The following is a 17,082-nucleotide window of genomic DNA, read 5'->3' as shown; positions in this document are numbered from 1 at the left end:
GACCCGGAACAGGAGAGAAGTGGCTGCCAAACCACGCGTACACGAGATCGCAAGCGAACTCGGTGTCGACAGCAAGATCGCCCTTGAGAAGCTCAAGGAGATGGGCGAGTACGTCAAGGGACCCTCGTCGTCCATCGAACCCCCCGTCGCCCGTCGCCTGAAGGCGGCGCTCGAGGCTGCCGGCGCGGCCGCATCCGCGGCTCCCGCAGCTCCGGCTCCTGCGAAGCCCGCAGCGGCCACCGCAGCGAAGCCCGGCGCCAAGCCCGGCCCGAAGCCGGCTCCGAAGGCTCCGGCCGTGCCCGAGGCTCCGGCCCCGGTCGAGGTCGCAGAGACCCCCGTCGCAGAAGCACCGCTCACGGTCGCCGAGCGCCAGGCGCAGGCCGAGGAGCGCGCAGCGCAGGCCGCCGCCGAGAAGTCGACGGATGCCACGGCAGCCGCGTCGACCGACGGTGACGGCGATGTCGCCAAGCCCGGCGGCGCCCCGAAGCCCGGTGCTGCTGCAGCTCCGCGCCCCGGAGCCCCCCGTCCCGCAGGCGGCGGCACGCCCCGCCCCGGCAACAACCCCTTCTCGAGCTCGCAGGGCATGGGCTCGCGCCCCGCTCAGCCGCGCCCGGGCAACAACCCGTTCTCGAGCGCGCAGGGCATGGGCCAGCGCCCGAGCCCCGGCAACATCCCGCGTCCGCAGGCGCCGCGACCCGGTTCGCCGCGTCCCGGTGCTCCGCGCCCGGCCGGTGCAGGCGGTCGCCCCGGCGGCGGCTTCCAGCGCCCCGGCGGTGCCGGCGCAGGCGCAGGCGCTCGTCCCGGCGGTGCCGGCGGCGGGTTCCAGCGCCCCGGCGGTGCGCCCGGCGGCGGCTTCGGCGGCCCGCGTCCCGCGGGTGGCGGCGGCCGTGGTCGCGGCCCCGGCGGCGGCACGGCAGGTGCCTTCGGTCGTGGTGGCGGCAAGAGCAAGTCGCGCAAGTCGAAGCGGACGAAGCGGGCCGAATTCGAGATGCGGGAAGCCCCGTCGCTCGGCGGCGTGAGCGTTCCCCGCGGCGACGGCAACACCGTCATCCGCCTGCGTCGCGGCTCCTCGATCTCGGACTTCGCCGACAAGATCGATGCGAACCCCGGTTCGCTCGTGACGGTGCTGTTCCACCTCGGTGAGATGGCGACGGCGACCGAGTCGCTCGACGAGGCCACCTTCCAGGTGCTCGGCGAAGAGCTCGGCTACAAGATCCAGGTCGTCTCTCCTGAAGACGAAGACCGCGAGCTCCTCGAGGGCTTCGACATCGACCTCGACCAGGAGCTCGAGGACGAGACCGACGAAGACCTCCAGCAGCGTCCTCCGGTCGTCACCGTCATGGGTCACGTCGACCACGGTAAGACCCGACTCCTCGACGCGATCCGCAACGCGAACGTCGTCGCAGGCGAGGCCGGCGGCATCACCCAGCACATCGGTGCCTACCAGGTGCACACCGAGCACGAGGGCATCGACCGCGCGATCACCTTCATCGACACCCCGGGTCACGAGGCGTTCACCGCCATGCGTGCACGTGGTGCGCAGGTGACCGACATCGCGATCCTCGTGGTCGCGGCCGACGACGGCATCATGCCGCAGACGGTCGAGGCGCTCAACCACGCCCAGTCGGCGAACGTGCCGATCGTGGTCGCGGTGAACAAGATCGACAAGCCCGACGCCAACCCGGCCAAGGTGCGCCAGCAGCTCACCGAGTTCGGCCTCGTCGCCGAGGAGTACGGCGGAGACGTCATGTTCGTCGACGTGTCGGCTCGCGAGAACATCGGCATCCAGGACCTGCTCGACGCAGTGCTCCTCACCGCCGACGCCGGTCTCGACCTGCGTGCGAACCCCAACAAGGACGCTCGCGGTGTCGCCATCGAGGCGAAGCTCGACAAGGGCCGCGGTGCGGTTGCGACCGTGCTCATCCAGTCCGGAACGCTGCGCGTCGGCGACGCGATCGTCGCCGGCACGGCCTACGGCCGCGTTCGTGCGATGGTCGACGAGAACGGCGACGCCGTGGCCGAGGCCACCCCGTCGCGCCCCGTGCAGGTGCAGGGCCTCTCGAGCGTCCCGCGCGCCGGCGACACCTTCCTCGTCACCGAGGAGGACCGCACCGCACGTCAGATCGCCGAGAAGCGAGAGGCCGCGGAGCGCAACGCCCAGCTGGCCAAGGCGCGCAAGCGCATCTCGCTCGAGGACTTCACCCGTGCGCTCGAAGAGGGCAAGGTCGAGTCGCTCAACCTCATCATCAAGGGTGACGTGTCGGGTGCCGTCGAGGCACTCGAGGAGTCGCTCATGAAGATCGAGGTCGACGACAGCGTGCAGCTGCGCATCCTCCACCGCGGTGTGGGTGCCATCACCGAGAGCGACGTGAACCTCGCGACGATCGACAACGCGATCATCGTGGGCTTCAACGTGCGTCCCGACACGAAGGCGCGCGAGCGCGCCGCTCGCGAGGGCGTCGACATCCGCTTCTACTCGGTGATCTACAACGCCATCGACGAGATCGAGGACTCGCTCAAGGGCATGCTCAAGCCCGAGTACGAAGAGGTCCAGTCGGGCGTCGCCGAGATCCGCGAGGTGTTCCGCTCCTCGAAGTTCGGCAACATCGCCGGTGTCATCGTGCGATCGGGAACGATCACGCGAAACGCCAAGGCTCGTGTCATCCGCGATGGCGTCGTCGTCGGCGACAACCTCGCGATCGAGTCGCTGCGCCGCTTCAAGGACGACGTCACCGAGGTCCGCACGGACTTCGAGGCGGGCATCGGCCTCGGCAAGTTCAACGACATCCAGGTCGGCGACGAGATCGAGACCATCGAGATGCGGGAGAAGCCCCGCGCGTAAATCGTGGGAAGGGGTTCCTGTTCTTTCACTGAGGTGAAGAGCGGGGACCCCTACCCCGATTCACCTCAGTGAAAGAACAGGAACCCCAGGCGATGTGATCGCCCGGGGATGGTGAGGGGAAACAGGACATGGCGGATCCGGCACGGGCCAGGAAGATGGCCGATCGCATCAAGGAGATCGTTGCCAAGCGGCTCGACAAGGGCCTGCGCGACCCGCGGCTCGGGTTCGTCACCATCACCGACGTTCGCGTCACGGGTGACCTGCAGCACGCGAGCATCTTCTACACGGTGTACGGCACCGACGAGGAGCGCGAAGACTCGGCCAAGGCCCTCGCGGCCGCGACCGGCATGCTCCGCAGCGAGGTCGGCCGCAACATCACGGCGCGGCTCACCCCGTCGCTCGAGTTCATCGCCGACGCGATCCCCGAGAACGCCGAGCACATCAGTGCACTCCTCCGCGAAGCGCAGACGCGCGACGCCGAGACGGCGGAGCTCGCTGCTTCCGCAGAGTACGCCGGCGAGGCCGACCCGTATGTCAAGCCCCGCGAGTTCGACGAGGACGACGAGACGCTCGACGGCGACGAGAGCGTCGACGAGGCGGACGCCACGCGCTGATCAGCCCTCGGGCAGTCGATAGCCCTCGACGTCGCGTACGGCGAGTCCATCGGCGACGAGCGTCGTGAGCGCGCGGTCGAGCTGGGCGGCATCGGCCCAGACGGGCTCGAGCTCGGGCCGCCCGACCGGGCGGTGCGCCGCCCGCAGCTCGCGCATGACGAGTCCGCGCACCTGGCGGTCGGAGCCCGCGAATCGGGCCTGTACGGCCTTCCTCGGGCCGGCGTACGCGGGATAGCCGGCGGCGCGCCACGCGCACGAGCCGGCGATCGGGCATGCGTCGCACTCGGGCGCCCGCGCCGTGCACACCGTGGCACCGAGCTCCATCGCCCCGGCGTTGAAGCGACGGGCGGCGTCGTCGTCGCGGGGGAGGAGTTCCTCCATCGCGGCGAGATCACGCGTCGTCGACGGCGGTCCGGGCTCGGCCTGCCCGGCGACCGAGCGGGCGATCACCCGTCGCGTGTTGGTGTCGACGACGGGCACTCGCAGTCCGAAGGCGAACGCGGCGATCGCTCGCGCCGTGTACGGGCCGATGCCCTGCAGCGCGAGGAGCGCATCGAGGTCTGAGGGCACCTCGCCGCCGTGTCGCTCCACGATCTCGACCGCCGCGCGGTGGAGCCAGAGCGCCCGCCGAGGATAGCCCAGCCGGTCCCACGCCCGCACCGCCTCGGACGGCGGCTCGGCGGCGAGGGCCGCCGGGGTCGGCCAACGCTCGATCCATGCCTCCCACCGGGGCACGACGCGCGAGACCTGCGTCTGCTGCAGCATGAACTCGCTCACGAGCACCGCCCACGGCGAGACGTCGGCGGCGCGCCACGGCAACGGCCGCGCGGCATCCGCGAACCAGGCGACCACGGCGGGCGCGATCGCATCGAGGCGGGGCGTTCGGGGCATCCGTCCAGCCTACGGCGAGGCGGATGCCGCGGAGCTAGGCTCATCGCATGAGGCTCGTCACCACGCCCCGGGTCACCTTCCTGCGCTCCATCGCCGACGAGGTGCTGCAGCATCACGGTCGCGGACGCATGATCGTCGCGATCGACGGCCCGCTGCGGAGCGGCAAGACCGTGCTCGCCGACGACCTCGCGGCGGTGCTCGCCGAGCGCGACCATGCGGTGTTCCGCGCGAGCATGGAGGGCTTCCACCGTTCGCGCGAGGCGCAGGCGGCCTTCGGCCCCGACACTCCCGATCGGTACTCCCGATACGGGTTCGACGAGTCGGCGCTGCGCCGCGTGCTCGTCGAGCCGTTCCGCCTCGGCGGCTCGACGGCCTTCGTGACCCGGGTCTGGGACCCGACCCGCGACGCCTGGGTCGAACCCAAGTGGATCACGGGCCCCGAGGATGCCATCCTCGTGCTCGACGGGCGGTTCGTGCTGCGCCCGCGTCTCGCCGACCTCTGGGATGTGCGGATCGCCCTCGACGGCGACCCGGTCGATCCGGCCGACAGGATCGCCTACGCGGAGCGCGACCCGCGCCTCGCGGCATCCGTCGTGATCGACGACGGCGACCCCGAACACCCCCGTCGGAGCCGCTTCGGCGACCGCTGACGGACTGCTTGTCCCCCATTTGGGTGGAACTTTGTACCCCGAGGGGGCAAATGGGTGACAGGTCCCCGTTTCGGGGGACATAATGGGGGACACAGCCAAGCCCCCCGGCGACGCGAACCCGAATCACCACCCGAACCACCCGACGTCAGTCGACGAGCGCACCGCGCCCGTCGGCATCGCTGTGCGCCCTGGGCGCCGCCGTCACCTCGGATTCGACGACCCTGCCGGGCCGACCGATGGAGAAACCCGAATGAGCAAGCCCGGCGCCGCTCTGGCGCACGCCGACGGCGATGCCCGCACTCGCGTGCGATGGTCGTCACGACGCCCGTTCCGCCGCTTCGCGGCGATCCTGACCTCACTCGCGCTCGGCGCGGGATTCGCCCTCGTCGGTGTCGCGGCACCCGCGAGCGCCCACCACAACACCATCAGCGCGACCGCGACGTGCGACGTCGCCACCGGCACCTTCGACATCACCTGGACCGTCGAGAACTCCGAGAACCGCGTCGAGACGATCACCAGGTCCTCGAATGAAGCGCTCGTTCCCGTCGGAACGGAGTTCGGCAAGCGCGAGGTGAAGACCTTCACGCAGACCGATGTCGCCGACGGCACCTACAAGCTCGACCTGTCGGCGAAGTGGGACAACGGCGCCAAGCAGTCGAACTCCGGTGGAATCACCGTCGACTCCGAGGACTGCGGCGAGCAGCCGGTCAAGAAGATCGAGTTCTGTCACGCGACCGGCAGCACGAAGAACCCGTACGTGCGCATCGAGACCTCGGTCAGGGCATTCTTCAAGGCCGGTCACATCGATCACCAGGACAACGGCGACATCTACCCGGCGTTCAGCTACCTCGACAACAAGGGCAAGCTGATCAACGTTCCCGCACAGGGAGACCAGAGCCTGCTCCAGTACGAGGACTGCACCAAGCCCATCGTCAAGATCGCGGTGCCGGTCAAGCCGACGAAGGTCGACGAGTGCGGCGTCGCGAATGACCACATCGTGCGGCCGGCGAGCATCACGGGCGTCGAGTGGACGATCGGCGACGTCGTCGACGGCAAGGCGACTGCGACTGCGACGGCGCTCGCCGGCTACGTCTTCCAGAACGGCAAGACGGAGCAGAGCTGGTCGTTCACCTTCACCGACGAGCCGTGCACGGTCACGATCCCGGTGCCGGCGGAGCCGACCAAGGTCGACGAGTGCGGCGTGAAGGACGACCGCATCGTGAAGCCTGCCGACGTCACCGGCGTCGAGTGGACGATCGGCGAGGTCGTCGACGGCAAGGCGACGGCGACCGCCACCGCCCTTCCCGGCTACGTGTTCGAGAACGGCAAGACCGTGCAGAGCTGGACGCTCGACTTCACGAACATTCCCTGCATCATCGAGCTCGACGTTCCGACCGCGTCGTTCTCGGACACCTGCGGCGTCGACAACTACACGCTCACCTACGACGACGAGCTCGTCGGCGTCGAGTGGACGAAGTCGATCGTCGACGGCAAGCTGACGCTGACGGCGAAGCCGGCGAAGGGGTACACCTTCAAGGGCGACGAGCAGGTCAAGGTCTTCGGACCGTGGACGCTCGACCAGAAGCCCTGCGACATCGTCGTCGAGGTTCCGACCGAGGCGTCGTTCTCCGACGACTGCGGTGTCGACAACTACGAGCTCGTCTACAACGACAAGCTCGTCGGTGTCGAGTGGTCGGAGTCGATCGTCGACGGCAAGCTGACGCTGACGGCGAAGCCGGCGAAGGGGTACTCCTTCAAGGGTGACGAGCAGGTCAAGGTCTTCGGTCCGTGGAGCCTGAACCAGGAGCCGTGCGACGTCGTCGTGAAGGTGCCGACGGCGGCCACCTTCGTCGACACGTGCGGCGTCGACAACTACGACCTCGACTACGAAGAGAACCTCCTCGGCGTGAAGTGGGCGAAGTCGATCGCCGACGGCAAGCTGACGCTGACGGCGACGGCGGCGAAGGGGTACGTCTTCGAGGGCGACGTGAAGTCGAAGGTCTTCGGACCCTGGGAGCTCAACGACAAGCCGTGTGCCGAGCCGACGCTCACGGGCTCGTTCGCGACCGGCACCTGCGTGGCGGACTCGCCCTGGATCACCTTCGATGTCGAGATGACCGACCCCGACGAGCAGGCCACCGGGAACACGGCCTCGCTCGTGCTGACCGACGGCACCAACACCGAGACGATCGTGCTCGGCGACCTGGAGGACGGCAGTCTGAAGGGCGAGGTGCTGTGGCCCGGTGCCTCGGTCGACGCCGACGGCAAGGCCAACGGCTGGCCGGGCTGGGCGCTCGTCGGCGACAAGTGGATCGAGGTCGACGACAACTTCGCCTGGACCCGTGGTGATATCACGGCCAAGCTCGTCGTGAACCCCGAGCTCGACGTCGTCATCTCGTACCCGCCGGCCACTCCCGAGTGCGCCACCGGCCCGAAGGTCACGCCTCCCGCCGGCGGCGAGGGCAGCACGCCGTCCGAGCCCAACGGCGCTGGGCTCGCCAGCACCGGTTTCGCCGGCACGTCGATCGCGATCGTCGCGGGCATCGTCGTGATCGCCGGACTCGCGTTCCTCGTGGTGGCTCGCATCCGCCGCAAGCGCGCGTAACCGTCGCTGACGCGCACTGAGGGGGCCCGGTTCGCCGGGCCCCCTCGTCGTATCGCAGGGTACGGATGCCCCAGTTCGGGGGTGAAATGCCGGCGAGAGGGGCGAAACGGGGTGTCGGTCCCCATTTCGGACGACATACTTGACGACATTGCACCGCCCCCGGCAGCAGTGATACCCGAAACCCGAACCACCCGAGACGATCGACGCGCTGCTGCGCGGCGATCGTGGCCGCGCTCCACCGGAACATGATCGGCACAGACCCGTGTGCAGGTCGCCCCGGACGGCGTGCGGTCGGTCGCGCTTCCGCGCGCGCCGTCGACACTCCTGGTATCGCAGGCCCACGCCGGCCGACCCCAGGAGATCCACTCGATGAGGAACACCCGAATACTCCGCGTCGCGGCGACGGTGGTCAGCGCACTCGCCCTGACCCTCGCCGTCGGCGCGCTGCCCGCACAGGCTGCCAAGCCGGCGTTCATCTGCGAGCCGCTCGATTCCGGCAAGATCGACACGGTGGGCGACCCCGAGACGGTCACCGTCACCGCGCCCGACGGCAAGCTGATCGACGGCTACTGCGTCAAGGCGGGCACGACGAAGTACTTCGTCCCGGTCGTGCCGCCGCAGAAGACGGTCGTGATCGATCACCCCGACAAGGATTCGGTCAGTCACTACTCGGTGAGCTATGTCGAGCCGACGACGCCCGAGCCCGAGAAGGTCGCCATCCCGGGCAGCCCCGCCTGGGTCGACAAGTGCGGCATCGACGCGGACGGGTTCACCCTGCCGGAAGACACCGATGACATCGACTGGTCGAGCAGCGGACTCGCCGCCGGCGTCGAGACGTTGACCGCGACGGTGAAGGGCGACAAGACCTTCACCGACGGCACGAAGACGAAGACCTTCGAGCACACGTTCACCGATGAGTCGTGCACGCCCCCCGAGCCGGGCACGTGCGAGGTGACCACCTCGGTCGTCACCACGGACCTCGCGACCTGGGATCTCAGCCAGACCAAGAAGACCGGCCACAACGAACTCGTCGACGGCGGCCTCCGCATCTGGACGGAAGGCGCGACCAGCGAGGACAAGGCCGCAGGCTACTTCAGCACCGACTTCCCGCTGATCGATGCGGGCGCGACCTCGATCGCGGACGCGCTCGACTACACCGCGACCACCGGCATCGAGCCCGGCCTGCAGCTCGTCATCGACGCCGATGACGACGGATCGGTCGACGGCATCCTCGTGGGCGAGGCCGTCTACGGGCAGAACTGGTGGCTGAGCGGCGGCGCGAAGCAGTTCGTCAAGGATTCCGCACCCAACACGGGCGGTGGCAACGGCTCCGACTGGTTCGGCACGATCGTCCAGTGGGCCGCGGCGTTCCCGGACGCCACGGTCGACGCGATCGGGTACTCGCTCGGTTCCGGCGTCCACGGTGACGGCGTGATCACGCGCATCACCCTCGGCTGCGTCGACTACACCTTCGACGCGACCCCGCCGCCGACGGGGCCGGCGACGCCGACGCTCGCGGGCTCGTTCGCGACCGGCACCTGCGAGGCGGACTCCCCGTGGATCGACTTCGATGTCGAGCTGACCGATCCCGACAACACGGTGAAGAACCGTACGGCCTCGCTCGTGCTGACCGACGGCACCAACACCAAGACGATCGTGCTCGGCGATCTGAAGGGCGGCAGCCTCACCGGGAGCGTGCTGTGGCCAGGCGCCTCGGTCGACGAAGACGGCAAGGCCGACGGTTGGCCCGGCTGGACGCTCGTCGACGGCAAGTGGGTCGAGACCGACGGCAACTTCGCCTGGACCCGTGGCGCCATCACGGCCAAGCTCGTCGTGAACCCCGAGGTTCCGGTGACGATCTCGTACCCGAAGGCCACTCCCGAGTGCGCAGCGGGCCCGACGACCACCCCGCCGACCACGCCTCCGGGCGGCGGCGAGGGCGGCGCTCCTGCTGCGTCCGACGGCACGAACCTCGCCAGCACCGGTTTCGCCGGCACGTCGATCGCGATCGTCGCCGGCATCATCGTGATCGCCGGACTGGCATTCCTCGTGGCGGCTCGCATCCGCCGCAGGAAGAGCGCGTGAGGTCGGCTGACGCGTACTGACTGACGCACGCGAGGGGGGTCCGGTTCGCCGGGCCCCCTTCGTCGTTCCCCGCCGTCATCCGGCGGGGGCGCGAACCGGCGGTTGCAGGGTGCCGGCGCGGCATCCGCCCGGCGACCGTGCCGGGCTCAGACCGGAACGTCGGCGAGCACGCGCTCGGCGGGCAGCGAGGCGCCCAGTTGCTCGACCTCGTGCACGAGCACCGTGAGCGCCCGGTTCACCGGTGCGTCGCGGCCGACGGCGGAGGCCTCGCGCACGACCGCGCCGTTCAGGAAGTCGACCTCGGTCGGCTGGCCGCGGCGCACGCTCTGCTGCGTCGACCCGAGGTTCGGCACGCCGCCCATGCGCACACGCATGGACCAGGGCAGCACCTGCCCGATCACGAGCGGCAGCCGGGCGAAGAGCCGCAGGCGGCGATCGCCGAGTCCCTGCAGTGATCCGAACCGCACGCCCTGCGCGATGCCGATGCGCACCGTCTCCCGCATCGATGCGGTCACGACCCGCCGGAGGCGCCGATCGTCGACGACGTCCTGCACGCTGCGGCCGACGATGGCGGGCACGGCGTTCAGCATGTTGACGACGAGCTTGGTCCACTGCGCACCCCGGAACCCGGGGATCGCCACGACCGGCACCGCTTCGGAGAGCACCGCCGCGATGCGGGTGCACTCGGCGTCGGCCGGGCCGTCGCCGCGGCCGAGATAGCTCGTCGCGGGCGTCGTGACGCGCACGACGCCCGGTTCGGTGTAGTTGGCGGCGATGATCGAGAGCAGTCCCATGCACGAGGCTCGGGGGAGGAGGCGCGCAGCGGTCGCGACGCCGTCGAGGCCGTTCTGCACGACCACGACGGGCACCTCGCCGATGAGTTCGGCGTTCGACGCGATCGCGGATGCCGCGTCCTGCGCCTTCGTGCAGACGAGCACGAGCTCGGGCGCCGTGGCCAACCGGTCGCCTGCCGCGACGCGGGCCCGCACCTCGCCGTAGGCCCCGCTCAGGGCGATGCCCGACTCGCGGATCGCGTCCAGACCTGCGCCGCGCGCCGTGACCTCCACGTCGTGCCCGGCCCGCGAGAGCAGTGCCGCGAACGTGCCGCCGAGCGCGCCAGCGCCGATGATGCCGATCTTCACCGCTCCAGCGTAGGCGCGCGGCGGCTCCATGCCGCGCACGACTGTTAGCCTGTACCGCGTGAACAGCGGCATCCTCCTCGTCGACAAGCCGCAGGGAATCACGAGCCACGACGTGGTCTCGCGCATGCGCCGCCTCGCCGGCACGCGCAAGATCGGCCACGCGGGCACCCTCGACCCGATGGCCACCGGCCTCCTCGTCCTGGGCGTGAACGGCGCGACGCGCCTCCTGCACTACCTCGTCGGTCTCGACAAGGAGTACTTCGCCACCATCCGCCTCGGCTGGAACACGACGACCGACGACGCAGAGGGCGAGGCGCTCGACGCCGCTCCCGCCGACGTCGTCGCCGCCGTCACCGAAGCGGCCGTCCTGGCCGCGATCACGCCGCTCACCGGAGAGATCGAGCAGGTGCCGAGCGCCGTCAGCGCCATCAAAGTCGACGGCAAGCGCGCCTACCAACGTGTCCGTGACGGCGAGATCGTCGAGCTCTCGTCCCGGCGGGTCACCGTCTCGGCGTTCGAGACGCTCGCGTTCCGTGCCGCAGACGGTCGTCTCGACGTCGATGTCCGCGTCGAGTGCTCGTCGGGAACCTACATCCGCGCCCTCGCGAGAGACCTCGGCGCCGCACTCGGCACCGGCGGCCACCTCACGGCGCTCCGCCGCACGCGCATCGGCCGGTTCGGCGTCGACGAGGCCGGCGAGCTCGAGGGCTACGACGTCGCGAGCGCCATCATGAGCCCTGCGGATGCCGCGCGGCGGGCGCTGCCCACCGTGACGCTCACGGCCGACCAGGCCGTCGACCTCGGCCACGGCAAGCGCGTCGACATCGATGCGGTGGCGGGCCTCGAGGCATCCGCTGCCGGGGCGCCGCTGCCCGCGGTGCTCGCCGCCGTCGACCCCGACGACCACCTGGTCGCCATCGTCGAACCGCGTGGCCGGCAGTTGAAGGTCGTCACCGGATTCCCGCCGCCCGAATCCCAGGGGTCGACCGAGTCGCAGGAGGCCGACGCATGATCGAGTGGTTCACGTGGGTGCAGCTCATCGTGGCCGTCGCTGCGGGCCTGCTCTGCATCGGCATGGGGCTCGCCGGCCGGGTGCCGAGCGATCTCACGATCGGCGCACTCGCGCTCGTCGAGGTGCTCCTCATCGTGCAGGTGGTCGTCGCGTTCGTCGCTCCGGCACTCGGCAACGAGCCGACGGGCAGCGTGCTCGAGTTCGGAACCTACCTCGTCGGCGCCCTGATCCTGCCGCCCGCGGCCGCCTTCTGGGCGCTCCTCGAGCGCAATCGCTGGTCGACGGTGATCCTCGGTGTCGCCGCGCTCTCGGTCGGCGTGATGGTGTTCCGCATGTTCCAGATCTGGACCGTGCAGCAGGCGTGAGCAGTGGTCTGAGAGAATCGATCGACATGAGTGACGTGCGCAGTGCCCGACCCGAGGCACGAGAGGGCCGACGGATGAGCGGCATCGGGCGAGTGCTCATAGCCGTCTACGGGGTGCTCGCGCTCGCGGCGACCGGTCGTTCGTTCGTGCAGATCGCCTCGAAGTTCGACGAGGCGCCGCTCGCCTACACGCTCTCGGCGCTCGCGGCGGTGGTCTACATCGTCGCGACGATCGCGCTCGTCCGGCCCGGTCTCGCCTGGTACCGCGTCGCATGGGCGACGATCGTGTTCGAGTTCACGGGCGTCATCGTGATCGGCACGCTGAGCATCGTCTTCCCCGAGCTCTTCCCCCACGACACGGTGTGGTCGCGGTTCGGCGCCGGCTACCTGTTCATCCCGCTCGTGCTGCCCGTACTCGGCATGTGGTGGCTCGCCCGCCATCGCCCGACCTCGAGAGCGGATGCCTCGTGAAGACCTTCAAGGGACTCGGCGCCGTGCCTGCGGGCATCGGCCCGTCGGTCGTGACGATCGGCAAGTTCGACGGCGTGCACCAGGGCCACCGCGCCGTCATCGCCCGCGCCCGCGGCATCGCCGCCGAGCGCGAGCTCGCGACAATCGTCGTCACGTTCGATCGCAACCCGCTCGCGCTGCTCGCCCCTGACAAGTGCCCCGACTCGCTCGTGAGCGTGCGACAGAAGCTCGAACTTCTGGCCACGACCGGTGTCGACGCGACACTGCTGCTGCCGTTCGACCGGGCGCTCGCCTCGGTGCCGGCGACCGAGTTCGTCGAGCGCGTGCTGGTCGACGCGCTCGACGCGAAGGCGGTGCTCGTCGGCGCGGACTTCCGCTACGGCGCCCGCGGTGCCGGCGACGTGCCCCTGCTCATCGAGCTCGGTGCGAAGTTCGGGTTCACGGTCGACGTCGTCGACGATGTGCGGCCCGAGGGGGAGCGGCGCGTCTCGTCCACCTGGATCCGCGAGCTCCTCGCCGAGGGCGACGTCCGACGTGCCACCGAGCTGCTCGGCCACACGCCCACCGTGACCGGCATCGTCGTGCACGGCGCCGCCCGCGGCCGCGAGCTCGGCTACCCGACGGCGAACCTGTCGCCCGAATCCGAGGGGCTCATCCCGTCCGACGGCGTGTACGCGGGCTGGCTCACCGACGCCGGAACCCGGTATCCGGCCGCGATCTCGGTCGGCGACAACCCGACGTTCCAAGGCGTCGCGAAGAAGCAGGTCGAGGCGTACGTGCTCGACCGCGAACTCGACCTGTACGACCACGTCGTCGACGTCGAGTTCGTCGAGCGCATCCGCGGCATGGTGGCGTTCACGAGCATCGAGGCGCTGGTCGACACCATCCGCGACGACGTCGATCGTTCGCGCGTCATCCTCGGCGGCTGAGCGCACGGCGGCCCGCCTCTAGACTCGAGGGAATGACGCCGCTTCCGCCCCGACCGCTGTGGGCGGGTCGATCCCTCGCCCTCATCGGCATCGTGCTGGTGGCCTTCAACCTCCGCACCGCGGTGGCGTCGCTCTCGCCGATCCTCCACCAGCTCGAGGCCGAGCTGCCGCTCGCGCCGGTGGTCGTGGGCCTCCTCGGCATGCTGCCGCCGCTCTGCTACGCCCTGTTCGGCATCCTGACACCCGTGGTCGCGAAGCGACTCGGCCTCGAGCTGACGCTCGTCGTCGCGCTCGTGGCACTGACGATCGGCCTCGCCGGCCGCGGGGTCGCCGGTTCGGCGCTCTGGCTCGTGGCCGCGTCGGCGGTGACGTTCGCCGCGATCGGCGTGGGCAACGTGCTGCTGCCGCCCCTCGTGAAGCGCTACTTCCCCGACCGCATCGGGCTCGTCACGACGATCTATGTGACCGCGATGTCGATCAGCACGTTCACGCCGCCGCTCATCGCGGTGCCGGTGGCGGAGGCGGCGGGCTGGCGGGTCTCCTTGGGCGAGTGGGCCTTCGTCGCGGCGATCTCGCTCGTGCCATGGATCGCGATGCTCCTCCATCCGAAGCGCCAGGCCCCCGAGGCGCTGCCCGAAGAGGCGGATCCCGGCCTGCTCCGGTACGCGCTGCGCTCGCCCCTCGCTTGGTCGCTCACGGTCGTGTTCGCCGTCTCGGGCTTCAACGCCTACGCGGCGTTCGCGTGGCTGCCGACGATCCTGCACGACATCGCGGGCGTCTCGCCGGCCGAGGCAGGTGCGCTGCTGTCGTTGTATGCGGCCATGGGCCTGCCCGCAGGGCTGCTCGTGCCGTTGCTCGCTGCACGCTACGGCAAGGTCGGGCTGCTCGTCGCCGTCGCGGTGGCCACGTTCGTGATCGGCTACCTCGGGCTGCTGCTCGTGCCGACCTGGGCGACGTGGCTGTGGGTCGCGCTCGCCGGCATCGGCCCGCTGCTCTTCCCGCTCGCCCTCGTGCTCATCAACCTGCGCACGCGAACGCACGCCGGCTCGGTCGCGCTCTCGGGATTCGTGCAGTCGGGCGGGTATCTCATCGTCGCCGTCGGACCGCTCGTCGTCGGGCTGCTGCACGAGGCGACGGGCGGATGGACCTGGCCGATCCTGTTCCTGCTCGCCTCGGCGGTGCCCGCCGCCATCGCCGGTGCGGTCGTCGTCCGCCCGCAGTACCTCGAGGACGAACACTCGCTCGGTCGCTGACTCGCGGGCCCGTCGGCCCGCCTGCCGGCCTGTCGGCTGCCGGCGGGCCGCGTTCCCCGGCGCCCGCCCTGCTCCGTAACCTCGCCCCCGAGCGCGGAGAACCCGGGTGCGCGGGTGCTGCGAGCGCGCGCGGCATCCGTCGGCCGGCTGCTCATCTGAGCACGATCGCCTGCGAGTGTTGCCGATGCGCACCCACGTGCCTACGCTGGAGGGGAACGAGGAGGCGCATGGACGAGATCGACGAACTGCTCTCGATCAGGGCTGCTGAGCTCTACTACGAGGAGAACAAGACCCAAGACGAGATCGGGCAGGCGCTGCGCCTCACCCGGTGGAAGGTCGGGCGGCTCCTCGCGCAGGCGAAGCAGCGCGGGTTCATCCGCATCGAGATCCTGCACCCGCGGGCCAGGCGCCTGCCGATCGAGCGGCGGCTGCGCGACGAGCGCGGCCTCGCCGACGCCATCGTCGTCTCGACCGCCGGAGTGACCTCTCCCGAAGAGCTGCAGGCTCGCACGGCCCAGGCCGCTGCCGACTACCTCACGGCGCTGCGTCCGGTGCCGCGCACGCTCGGCGTGAGCTGGGGGCGCACGCTCTTCGAGATCTCCCAGCATCTGCGACAGGGCTGGGCCACCGGCGTCAACGTCGTGCAGATCAACGGCGGCGTGAGCCTCAACCGCCGGCCCGGCACCGCCGCCGCCACCGCGGTCGGCATCGCGCAGAAGGGCGGCGGCAGCGCAACCCTGCTGCCGAGCCCGGCGATCCTCGAGCGGCTCGAGACGAAAGAGGCGATCGAGTCCGACCGCGTCGTCGCGGGCGTCATCGAGCTCGCCCGCTCCGCCGACGCCTACCTCTTCAGCGCCGGTGCCGCCGACCACTCCTCGGTGCACGTCGAGAGCGGGTACCTCTCGGTGCCCGATGTCGACCTGCTCGTGCAGAAGGGCGCCGTCGGCGACGTCGTCGGCCGGTACATCGACTCCGACGGCAACATCGTCGACCCGGCGCTCGATGCGCGCACCGTGGGACTCACGCTCGACGAACTGCGTCGCGCGCAGCTCGCGATCGCCGTCATCTCGGGCCCCGGCAAGCTCGCTGTCGCCGACGCGGTCGTGCGCAGCCGGCTCTGCACGGTGCTCGTCACCGACGAGGCCACCGCCCTCCATCTCCTCGACGGCTGACGCCGCCTCACCGCACCACTCACGAAAGCCAGGTCTCCTCTCATGTCAGGCACCTCCCTCGTCTCCGCCCGCGAGCGGGCCATCGCCGTGCTCGGCGGTGAGCCCGACGATGCGACCCTGCGGCGCTACCTGCACGGCATCGCCGGCGTCGACGCCGTCGGACTCGAGCAGCGCGCTGCCGGTCTCGGCACCCGTTCGATCAAGACGAGCTCCAAGAAGTGGGCGCTCGACCGCATCATCGAGCTCATCGACCTCACGACCCTCGAGGGCGCCGACACCCCCGGCAAGGTGCGCTCCCTCGTCGCGAAGGCGGTCAACCCCGACCCGTCCGACGCCACGACCCCCCGCGTCGCCGCCGTCTGCGTCTACGGCGACATGGTGCCGTACGCGGTCGAGGCCCTCGGCGGCGCGCACGGCGACCCCGACGACGGCCTGATCTCCGTCGCCGCAGTGGCCACGGCGTTCCCGAGCGGCCGCGCCTCGCTCGACATCAAGCTCGCCGACACCGCTGAGGCGGTCGCAGCGGGTGCCGACGAGATCGACATGGTCATCGACCGCGGCGCCTTCCTCGCCGGCCGCTACGGCCTCGTCTTCGACCAGATCGCGGCGGTCAAGGCCGCCTGCGCCCGGCCCGACGGCACGAGCGCGAGCCTCAAGGTGATCCTCGAGACCGGCGAGCTCGTCACGTATGACAACGTGCGCCGCGCATCGTGGCTCTCGATCCTCGCGGGCGGCGACTTCATCAAGACCTCGACCGGCAAGGTCGCCCCCGCGGCGACGCTGCCCGTCACTCTCCTCATGCTCGAGGTCGTGCGCGACTGGCACCTCGCGACGGGCCAGCGCATCGGCGTGAAGCCGGCCGGCGGCATCCGCTCCTCGAAGGACGCCATCAAGTACCTCGTGACGGTCGCCGAGACCGTCGGCGAAGACTGGCTGCAACCGCACCTCTTCCGCTTCGGCGCCTCGAGCCTCCTGAACGACGTGCTGCTGCAGCGGCAGAAGATCGCGACCGGGCACTACTCCGGCGCCGACTACGTGACGATCGACTGAGA

Annotated in this window: 14 protein-coding genes; 12 read left to right on the top strand and 2 right to left on the bottom strand. The window is 70.4% G+C overall.

Annotation, left to right across the window (positions count from 1 at the left end):
- Window positions 1-19 precede the first annotated feature (19 nt).
- A complete protein-coding gene (gene infB, locus BUR99_RS15185; RefSeq protein WP_074261223.1) occupies window positions 20-2,842 on the top strand; it encodes a translation initiation factor IF-2 in 2,823 nt (940 codons plus the stop codon).
- A 128-nt stretch (window positions 2,843-2,970) separates the two neighbouring features.
- A complete protein-coding gene (gene rbfA / locus BUR99_RS15180) occupies window positions 2,971-3,456 on the top strand; it encodes a 30S ribosome-binding factor RbfA (RefSeq protein WP_074261222.1) in 486 nt (161 codons plus the stop codon).
- On the opposite strand, the gene BUR99_RS15175 is transcribed toward rbfA, so the two are convergent.
- Window positions 3,457-4,347 (bottom strand): HhH-GPD family protein, encoded by an 891-nt coding sequence (locus BUR99_RS15175; protein WP_074261221.1) that lies wholly within the window; start codon window positions 4,345-4,347, stop codon window positions 3,457-3,459.
- A 47-nt stretch (window positions 4,348-4,394) separates the two neighbouring features.
- On the opposite strand from BUR99_RS15175, the gene BUR99_RS15170 reads away from it, so the two are divergent.
- The 3 genes from BUR99_RS15170 to BUR99_RS20470 all read left to right on the top strand — a co-directional run bounded on the left by BUR99_RS15170 (window position 4,395) and on the right by BUR99_RS20470 (window position 9,687).
- On the top strand, window positions 4,395-4,997 hold the full coding sequence (locus BUR99_RS15170) for a nucleoside/nucleotide kinase family protein (protein ID WP_074261220.1): 603 nt from the start codon (window positions 4,395-4,397) through the stop codon (window positions 4,995-4,997).
- A gap of 250 nt (window positions 4,998-5,247) precedes the next feature.
- Window positions 5,248-7,602: a hypothetical protein gene (locus BUR99_RS20575; protein WP_234980876.1), complete on the top strand. Its 2,355-nt coding sequence runs from the start codon at window positions 5,248-5,250 to the stop codon at window positions 7,600-7,602.
- A gap of 369 nt (window positions 7,603-7,971) precedes the next feature.
- The gene (locus BUR99_RS20470) at window positions 7,972-9,687 is read left to right on the top strand and encodes a hypothetical protein (protein WP_200802753.1); all 1,716 of its coding nucleotides are present in this window, start codon (window positions 7,972-7,974) and stop codon (window positions 9,685-9,687) included.
- A 146-nt stretch (window positions 9,688-9,833) separates the two neighbouring features.
- Here BUR99_RS20470 and BUR99_RS15155 read toward each other — a convergent pair whose 3' ends face one another.
- Complete coding sequence (locus BUR99_RS15155; protein WP_074261608.1) at window positions 9,834-10,829, bottom strand: ketopantoate reductase family protein; 996 nt, start codon at window positions 10,827-10,829, stop codon at window positions 9,834-9,836.
- Window positions 10,830-10,887: 58 nt separating this feature from the next.
- On the opposite strand from BUR99_RS15155, the gene truB reads away from it, so the two are divergent.
- From truB to deoC, 7 genes are all read left to right on the top strand, one after another.
- A complete protein-coding gene (truB, locus tag BUR99_RS15150; protein WP_394327844.1) occupies window positions 10,888-11,841 on the top strand; it encodes a tRNA pseudouridine(55) synthase TruB in 954 nt (317 codons plus the stop codon).
- On the top strand, window positions 11,838-12,206 hold the full coding sequence (locus tag BUR99_RS15145; RefSeq protein WP_074261218.1) for a hypothetical protein: 369 nt from the start codon (window positions 11,838-11,840) through the stop codon (window positions 12,204-12,206). The genes truB and BUR99_RS15145 overlap by 4 nt, the downstream gene beginning before the upstream one ends.
- Window positions 12,207-12,232: 26 nt before the next feature.
- Complete coding sequence (locus BUR99_RS15140; RefSeq protein ID WP_074261217.1) at window positions 12,233-12,676, top strand: hypothetical protein; 444 nt, start codon at window positions 12,233-12,235, stop codon at window positions 12,674-12,676.
- Window positions 12,673-13,605, top strand: a complete 933-nt coding sequence (locus tag BUR99_RS15135) for a bifunctional riboflavin kinase/FAD synthetase (RefSeq protein WP_074261216.1) — start codon at window positions 12,673-12,675, stop codon at window positions 13,603-13,605. Before BUR99_RS15140 ends, BUR99_RS15135 begins: the two co-directional genes overlap by 4 nt.
- A gap of 32 nt (window positions 13,606-13,637) precedes the next feature.
- Entirely contained in the window at window positions 13,638-14,858 is a 1,221-nt protein-coding gene (locus BUR99_RS15130) for an MFS transporter (RefSeq protein ID WP_074261215.1), read from the top strand.
- 227 nt (window positions 14,859-15,085) lie between these two features.
- The gene (locus tag BUR99_RS15125; RefSeq protein WP_074261214.1) at window positions 15,086-16,030 is read left to right on the top strand and encodes a sugar-binding transcriptional regulator; all 945 of its coding nucleotides are present in this window, start codon (window positions 15,086-15,088) and stop codon (window positions 16,028-16,030) included.
- Window positions 16,031-16,072: 42 nt separating this feature from the next.
- Window positions 16,073-17,080, top strand: coding sequence for a deoxyribose-phosphate aldolase (gene deoC / locus BUR99_RS15120; protein ID WP_074261213.1), 1,008 nt, complete (start codon window positions 16,073-16,075; stop codon window positions 17,078-17,080).
- The last annotated feature ends 2 nt before the right edge of the window (window positions 17,081-17,082 follow it).

This window comes from Agromyces cerinus subsp. cerinus, assembly GCF_900142065.1.
Lineage (GTDB): Bacteria > Actinomycetota > Actinomycetes > Actinomycetales > Microbacteriaceae > Agromyces > Agromyces cerinus.
This window is presented reverse-complemented; position numbering and strand designations above follow the sequence as displayed.

Excerpts from the sequence above, each read along its gene's own strand:
- rbfA (WP_074261222.1), top strand. The coding sequence starts at position 2,971 with ATGGCGGATCCGGCACGGGCCAGGAAGATGGCCGATCGCATCAAGGAG.
- BUR99_RS15175 (WP_074261221.1), bottom strand. The coding sequence starts at position 4,347 with ATGCCCCGAACGCCCCGCCTCGATGCGATCGCGCCCGCCGTGGTCGCC.
- BUR99_RS15170 (WP_074261220.1), top strand. The coding sequence starts at position 4,395 with ATGAGGCTCGTCACCACGCCCCGGGTCACCTTCCTGCGCTCCATCGCC.
- BUR99_RS20575 (WP_234980876.1), top strand. The coding sequence starts at position 5,248 with ATGAGCAAGCCCGGCGCCGCTCTGGCGCACGCCGACGGCGATGCCCGC.
- BUR99_RS20470 (WP_200802753.1), top strand. The coding sequence starts at position 7,972 with ATGAGGAACACCCGAATACTCCGCGTCGCGGCGACGGTGGTCAGCGCA.
- BUR99_RS15145 (WP_074261218.1), top strand. The coding sequence starts at position 11,838 with ATGATCGAGTGGTTCACGTGGGTGCAGCTCATCGTGGCCGTCGCTGCG.
- BUR99_RS15140 (WP_074261217.1), top strand. The coding sequence starts at position 12,233 with ATGAGTGACGTGCGCAGTGCCCGACCCGAGGCACGAGAGGGCCGACGG.
- BUR99_RS15130 (WP_074261215.1), top strand. The coding sequence starts at position 13,638 with ATGACGCCGCTTCCGCCCCGACCGCTGTGGGCGGGTCGATCCCTCGCC.
- BUR99_RS15125 (WP_074261214.1), top strand. The coding sequence starts at position 15,086 with ATGGACGAGATCGACGAACTGCTCTCGATCAGGGCTGCTGAGCTCTAC.
- deoC (WP_074261213.1), top strand. The coding sequence starts at position 16,073 with ATGTCAGGCACCTCCCTCGTCTCCGCCCGCGAGCGGGCCATCGCCGTG.